General features: G+C 69.6%; 8 protein-coding genes and 1 riboswitch. All 8 genes read left to right on the forward strand.

Annotated features, from left to right (window positions below):
• The first annotated feature begins 26 nt into the window (after positions 1-26).
• On the forward strand, positions 27-1499 hold the full coding sequence (locus tag ACQKIP_RS35530) for an amino acid permease (RefSeq protein ID WP_365857339.1): 1473 nt from the start codon (positions 27-29) through the stop codon (positions 1497-1499).
• 93 nt (positions 1500-1592) lie between these two features.
• Positions 1593-2015, forward strand: coding sequence for a M67 family metallopeptidase (locus tag ACQKIP_RS35535; RefSeq protein WP_365857341.1), 423 nt, complete (start codon positions 1593-1595; stop codon positions 2013-2015).
• Position 2016: 1 nt separating this feature from the next.
• Positions 2017-2134: riboswitch (cobalamin riboswitch) on the forward strand.
• A gap of 45 nt (positions 2135-2179) precedes the next feature.
• Positions 2180-3142, forward strand: a complete 963-nt coding sequence (locus ACQKIP_RS35540; protein ID WP_365857343.1) for an ABC transporter substrate-binding protein — start codon at positions 2180-2182, stop codon at positions 3140-3142.
• Positions 3143-3297: 155 nt separating this feature from the next.
• The gene (locus ACQKIP_RS35545; protein WP_365858000.1) at positions 3298-4365 is read left to right on the forward strand and encodes a FecCD family ABC transporter permease; all 1068 of its coding nucleotides are present in this window, start codon (positions 3298-3300) and stop codon (positions 4363-4365) included.
• The gene (locus ACQKIP_RS35550; RefSeq protein ID WP_365857345.1) at positions 4362-5168 is read left to right on the forward strand and encodes an ABC transporter ATP-binding protein; all 807 of its coding nucleotides are present in this window, start codon (positions 4362-4364) and stop codon (positions 5166-5168) included. Before ACQKIP_RS35545 ends, ACQKIP_RS35550 begins: the two co-directional genes overlap by 4 nt.
• A gap of 69 nt (positions 5169-5237) precedes the next feature.
• A complete protein-coding gene (locus ACQKIP_RS35555) occupies positions 5238-5339 on the forward strand; it encodes a putative leader peptide (RefSeq protein ID WP_336605789.1) in 102 nt (33 codons plus the stop codon).
• Between the two features lie 146 nt (positions 5340-5485).
• Entirely contained in the window at positions 5486-5764 is a 279-nt protein-coding gene (locus ACQKIP_RS35560; protein ID WP_365857347.1) for a MoaD/ThiS family protein, read from the forward strand.
• Positions 5765-5770: 6 nt separating this feature from the next.
• Complete coding sequence (locus ACQKIP_RS35565; RefSeq protein WP_365857349.1) at positions 5771-6724, forward strand: PLP-dependent cysteine synthase family protein; 954 nt, start codon at positions 5771-5773, stop codon at positions 6722-6724.
• Positions 6725-6864: the final 140 nt, after the last annotated feature.

A 6864-nucleotide genomic window follows, 5' to 3' on the forward strand; every position in this document is an offset into this window, starting at 1 on the left:
GATCTAGCGTGGAGAAAGGCGTCACCATGACCTCAGTGCAGGTCGAAGAGCATCACGACGGCAATGAGGCCGACGGAGCGGGCGGTTCGTCCGGTTCGTCCGGCGAGGGCTATCAGCGCGGGCTCGGGGCCCGGCAGATCCAGATGATCGCGATCGGCGGTGCCATCGGCACCGGCCTGTTCCTCGGTGCGGGCAAGGCCATTCACAAGGCCGGTCCGAGCCTCATCCTGGCGTACGCCATCGCGGGCCTCGTCATCTTCTTCATCATGCGGGCCCTGGGCGAGCTGCTCATGTACCGCGCCGTGTCGGGCTCCTTCTCGGAGTACGCGCGCGAATTCATCGGCCCCTTCTTCGGGTACGTGACCGGCTGGACGTACTGGCTCTTCTGGGTCGTCACCGGCATCACGGAAGTCACGGCAGCCGCCCAGTACATGCAGTACTGGACTCATGACGCCATCCCTCAATGGGGCTACGCACTGATCTTCACGGTCATCCTGTACGGCGCCAACCTGATCTCCGTGAAGCTCTTCGGCGAGCTCGAGTTCTGGTTCTCGATGGTCAAGGTCACCGCGATCATCGGCATGATCCTGATCTGCGTCGGCATCCTCACCATCGGCTTCTCCGACGCCGGCGACACCGCCTCCGTGACCCACCTGTGGGACCAGGGCGGCTTCTTCCCGAACGGCATCGGCTCCACGCTGATGACGCTCCAGATCGTCATGTTCGCCTTCCTCGCCGTCGAGCTGGTCGGCGTCACCGCGGGCGAGTCCAAGGACCCCAAGACCGTCCTGCCCAAGGCCATCAACACCGTGCCGTGGCGCATCGCCGTCTTCTACGTCGGCGCGCTCATCATGATCCTCTCGGTCGTGCCGTGGACGGAGTTCGTGCCGGGCGTCTCGCCGTTCGTCGCCGCCTTCGACAAGATGGGCCTCGGCATCGGCGCCGCGATCGTCAACTTCGTCGTCCTGACGGCCGCGCTCTCCTCCTGCAACTCCGGCATGTACTCCACCGGCCGCATGCTGCGCGACCTGGCGCTCAACGGCCAGGGACCGGCGTTCTTCACCAAGCTCACGAAGAACGGCCTGCCGCTCGTCGGCACCACCTTCTCCGCCGCGCTGATGCTGGTCGGCGTCTGGATCAACTACCAGTGGCCGGGCGAGGCGTTCAACTACGTCGTCTCCTTCGCGACCATCTCCGGCATGTGGGCCTGGATCATGATCCTGGTCTGCCAGATCAAGTACCGCCGCAAGGCCGACCGCGGGGAGCTCCCGCAGTCCACCTTCCGGGCGCCCGGTGCCCCGTACACGAGCTGGTTCGCGCTCGCCTTCATCGCGATGGTCATCGTGATGATGGGCGTCGACAAGGACGCGCGGATCTCGCTCTACGCGGCCCCGGTGTGGGCGCTGATTCTCGGCATCGGCTACCTGGCCATGCAGCGCAAGAACAAGGACTCGGCGGGCGGCGGCCAGTCGGGCCCGAAGGACGCGGTCAAGTCCTGACCCACGGGTCCTGATCACCGTCTGATCCCAGCATGTGGGCCGGTTCGTACCACTCCTCGGTACGGGCCGGCCCTTCTGCTTATCCTGGCTGCCATGCTGACCCTCACCCAGGCCCTCCACGACCAGATCGTCGCGCACGCGCGCCAGGACCACCCCGACGAGGCCTGCGGTGTGGTCGCGGGCCCCGAGGGCACCGGCCGCCCGGAGCGTTTCGTCCCGATGCTGAACGCGGCCCGCTCGCCCACGTTCTACGAGTTCGACTCCACCGACCTGCTCAAGCTCTACCGCGAGATGGACGACCGCGACGAGGAGCCGGTGATCGTCTACCACTCGCACACGGCGACCGAGGCATACCCCTCGCGCACGGACATCTCGTACGCGAACGAGCCCGGCGCCCACTACGTCCTGGTCTCCACGGCCGACACCGACGACGCGGGCGAGTTCCAGTTCCGCTCCTTCCGGATCGTCGAGGGCGAGGTCACCGAAGAAGAGGTGAAGGTCGTCCAGGCATACTGAGCTCACCTTTGAGGCGGCAGGACCCAGGAAGCCGGTGCGAATCCGGCACGGTCCCGCCACTGTGACCCCACCCTTCGCGGGCGGGGCAGTCAGGAACTGACCTGCCGCCTTCTTCTCCCACGACGCAGGGGACGCGGAAATCCCCTGGAGGAGGCAGCTCAGCCATGTCCCGCCCCATACGCCTGCTCGCGGCCGCAGCCCTGCTCGTCCCGCTCGCCGCCTGCTCGTCCGCCGCGGACTCCGCTTCGGACAAGCCCGCCGCGAAGGCCCCCGGCTTCCCGTACACGGTCACGAACTGCGGCGTGAAGACGACGTACGACGCACCCCCGAAGCGTGCCGTGACGATGAACCAGCACGCGACGGAAGTGATGCTGGAGCTCGGCCTGAAGGACCGCCTGGCCGGCACGGCCTACCTCGACGACAAGGTCCTGCCGAAGTACGCGAAGGCCTACGCGGACACCCCGGTCCTCGCCAAGGAGTACCCCTCCTACGAGAAGCTCCTGGCCGCGAACCCCGACTTCGTCTACGGAGGCTACGCGAGCGCCTTCCTGGCGGGCGAGGGCCGCAGCCGCGCCGCCCTCGCCAAATCAGGCATCGAGAGCCGCCTGAACGTCGAGGGCTGCGCGAAGAAGCCCGTGACCATGGACGACGTCTACCGCGAGGTGCGGCAGGTCGGCTCCACCTTCGGGGTACGGGCGCGCGCCGACCAGTGGGTGAGCGACGCCGAACGCGAGCTTGCGGACGCGGCGAAGAAGACCGGGGACCGCGAGCCCGTCCCCGTCTTCGTCTACGACAGCGGCGACAAGACCGCGTTCACGGCGGGCGGCCGGGGCATCGGCAACGACATCATCGAGCGGGCGGGCGGCAGGAACGTCTTCGCCGACCTGGACAAGTCCTTCGGCGACGCGTCCTGGGAGTCGGTCGTCGACCGCAAGCCCGAGCTGATCGTGATCCTCGACTACGGCGGCACGACGGTCGCCCAGAAGAAGAAGCGCCTCCTGGACGACCCGGTCCTCGCGGACGTCCCCGCCGTCAAGCACAAGCGCTTCGCGGTCCTGCCGCTGTCGGACGCGGTCGTGGGGGTGCGGGCACCGGGCGCGGTGAGCAAGCTGGCGGACCAGCTGTGAGGAGGCCTTGCCGGCCGGGCGGACGTTCGCTTCAGCCTGCGCGGAGACGATTCCAGCCCGTCCGGCGTTTGAGGACGAACTCGGCGGAGCCGGTGATTTACGGCAACGAGTCCGGGGGCCCGGGGGCGGAGCCCCCGGTTTCGGGAAGGGGCGGGATCGGGGAGAGCCCCGCCAGGGTCCCACCGGCCCGCAGACAACGACTCGCCTACGCAACGGTCGTCGCGGCGCTCTGCGCGGCCCTCGCGGCGGCGGTCGTAGCCGGCCTTGCGCTGGGCTCCGTAAGGATCCCGGCACCCCAGGTACTGGAAATTCTCACGGGGAGGGCGGAGCTCTCCCCGTCCCGCACCATCGTCCTGGACGTAAGACTCCCCAGGGTCCTGCTCGGCGCAGCCGTCGGCGCGGGGCTCGCGGTCATCGGCACCGTCCTCCAGGCCCTGGTGAGGAACCCCCTGGCCGACCCCTTCCTGCTGGGCGTCTCCTCCGGCGCCTCGGCCGGAGCCGTCGCCGTCATCGTCCTCGGCAGCGCCTTCGGCATCGGCGCGGGCCTTGCCACCACCGTCACCATCCCGGCCGCCGCCTTCGCGGGAGCCCTGCTCTCCCTGCTCGTCGTCTACACCCTGGCCAGATCGGGCGGCGGCGGCTTCGCCACCGGACGCCTGATCCTCGCCGGGGTGGCCGTCTCGTACATCCTCTCCGCCCTGACCAGCCTCATCCTGATCATGGCCGACAGCGCGGACCACCTGAAGGAAGTCCTCTACTGGACGCTCGGCGGACTCGGCAGCGCCCGCTGGGACATGCTCGCCCTGCCCGGCATCGCGCTCGTCGCGGGCACGGCGCTGCTCCTCGCCCTGGCCCGCCCCCTGGACCTGCTCCTGGTCGGCGAGGAGGGCGCCACCGTCCTCGGCCTGGACACGGCCCGCTTCCGCGCCGCCGTCTTCGTCCTCGCCTCGCTCCTGACCGGCGTACTGGTCGCGTACAGCGGAGCCATCGGCTTCGTCGGCCTGATGGTGCCGCACGCGGCCCGCATGCTGGTCGGCGCCGCCCACCGTGCGCTCCTGCCGGTGGTGGCCCTGATGGGCGCGGTGTTCCTGGTGGCCGCCGACCTCGCCGCACGCACGGTCGCGGCGCCGCAGGACATCCCGGTGGGCGTGCTCACCGCGCTGACGGGCGGCCCGTTCTTCCTGTGGATGCTGCGAAGGAACCGTACGGAGGCAACCGCATGAGCAACCCCGCGGCGACCCTGACCACCGAGTCCCTCACCTACCGCACGGGTGGGAAAACCCTCGTCGACGACGTCACCCTGCACGCCGCCCGGGGCGAGACCGTCGGCCTCGTCGGCCCCAACGGCAGCGGCAAGACCACCCTCCTGCGCTGCGTCTACGGCACCCTCACGCCCACCGGCGGCCGCGTACTCCTGGACGGCGGCGATCTCGCGACCGGCTCGGCCAAGGACCGCGCCCGCCGCATCGCCACCGTCCCGCAGGACGGGCACACCGGGTTCGAGCTCACCGTCCGGCAGATCGTCGCCATGGGCCGCTCCCCGCACAAACGCTTCTGGGAGGCGGACACCGCACGGGACGCCGCCCTGGTCGACGAGGCGCTGGTCCGCGTCGGTGCCGCGGACCTTGCCCACCGCGCCTTCGCCGGGCTCTCCGGCGGCGAGCGCCAGCGCGCCCTGGTGGCGAGGGCGCTGGTGCAGGACCCCGCGGTCCTCGTGCTCGACGAACCCACCAACCACCTGGACATCCGCTACCAGCTGGAGATCCTCACCCTGGTCCGCGACCTCGGCACGACGAATCTCCTGGCCCTGCACGACCTCAATCTGGCGGCCTACTACTGCGACCGCCTGTACGTGCTCGACGCCGGACGCCTCGTCGCGTCAGGAGCCCCGAAGGAGGTCCTGACCAGCGAGCTCCTCGCCGAGGTCTACGGAGTGACGGCGGAGGTCGCTGTGCATCCGGCGACCGGCGCACCGACGGTCACCTACCTGCCGCCGACCCCGCCACGACTGCCCGCATCCACGTGATGGACGCAATGCGTCCACGATGCGAGATCACATTCCAGAACCCGGACCGGGAATCGATACGATGACCGCATGGTTCCCCACGACGTGAGCGACAAGATGCCGGGCATGCTGCTCGTTGCGCGTCTGCACGTCGATTTGTGCAGGCTCTCCAGCGCGATCTGTTCGCGCTGACAGCCGCCGCCGTACGGCCGTGAGCCGCGGCGCCACATCCGCGTAGAGCCTCGCGCAGCGAAGCATCACGCACCCGCACTTGCGCACCCGCACCACCGGGCCGCCGCGCGCCCACCCACGTGACTTCTCCCGACAGGAGCCCCCAGATGGCCATCGAGGTCCGCATCCCGACCATCCTCCGCACCTACACCGACGGCGCCAAGGCCGTCGAGGGCAGCGGCGACACCCTCTCCGAGCTCTTCGCCGACCTCGACTCGCGGCACGCGGGCATCGCCGAGCGCATCGTGGACGAGGGCAAGCTGCGCCGCTTCGTGAACGTGTACCTGAACGACGAGGACGTCCGCTTCCTGGACGGCATCTCCACCAAGCTCACGGACGGCGACAACGTCACGATCCTCCCGGCCGTCGCCGGCGGCATGGTCTGATCGCGGATGCCTCGCTACGACTCCCCGCTGGCGGCCGTGGGCAACACGCCCCTGGTCCGCCTGCCGCGTCTGTCCCCGTCCGACGACGTCCGCATCTGGGCGAAGCTGGAGGACCGGAACCCGACCGGTTCCATCAAGGACCGCCCGGCGCTGCACATGGTCGAACAGGCGGAGAAGGACGGGCGGTTGACGCCCGGCTGCACGATCCTGGAGCCGACGTCCGGCAATACGGGCATCTCGCTCGCGATGGCCGCCAAGCTCAAGGGCTACCGCATCGTCTGCGTCATGCCGGAGAACACCTCGCAGGAGCGGCGTGAGCTCCTGGCCATGTGGGGCGCGGAGATCATCCCGTCCCCGGCGGCGGGCGGCTCCAACACGGCGGTACGCGTCGCCAAGGAGCTGGCGGCCGAGCACCCGGACTGGGTGATGCTCTACCAGTACGGCAACCCGGACAACGCGGGCGCGCACTACGCGACCACCGGACCCGAGATCCTCGCGGACCTGCCCTCCGTCACCCACTTCGTGGCGGGCCTGGGCACCACGGGCACGCTGATGGGCGTGGGCCGCTTCCTGCGCGAGCAGAAGCCGGACATCAGAATCGTTGCCGCGGAGCCCCGCTACGACGACCTCGTGTACGGCCTGCGCAACCTCGACGAGGGCTTCGTCCCCGAGCTGTACGACGAGTCGGTCCTCACGACCCGCTTCTCGGTCGGCTCGGCGGACGCGGTGACGCGGACCCGCGAGCTGCTCAAGGAGGAGGGGATCTTCGCCGGCGTCTCCACCGGGGCCGCGCTGCACGCGGCGATCGGCATGGGCAAGAAGGCGGTGGCCGCGGGGGAGTCCGCCGACATCGTCTTCGTGGTGGCCGACGGAGGCTGGAAGTACCTGTCGACGGGCGTCTACACGGCGGAGACGACCGAGGCTGCGATCGAGACGTTGCAGGGCCAGCTCTGGGCTTAGGGCGACCAAGCGAACGCCGGGCGGGCTGGATGCTTCCAGCCCGCCCGGCGTTTTCGGTGCTCGGTGATTTCAGCCCGTCCGGCGTTTGAGGACGAGCTCGGCGCAGCCGGTGATTGCGCGAGCCATGAGCCGGGGTCCGG

The organism is Streptomyces sp. NPDC059900, from assembly GCF_050270335.1.
GTDB lineage: Bacteria > Actinomycetota > Actinomycetes > Streptomycetales > Streptomycetaceae > Streptomyces.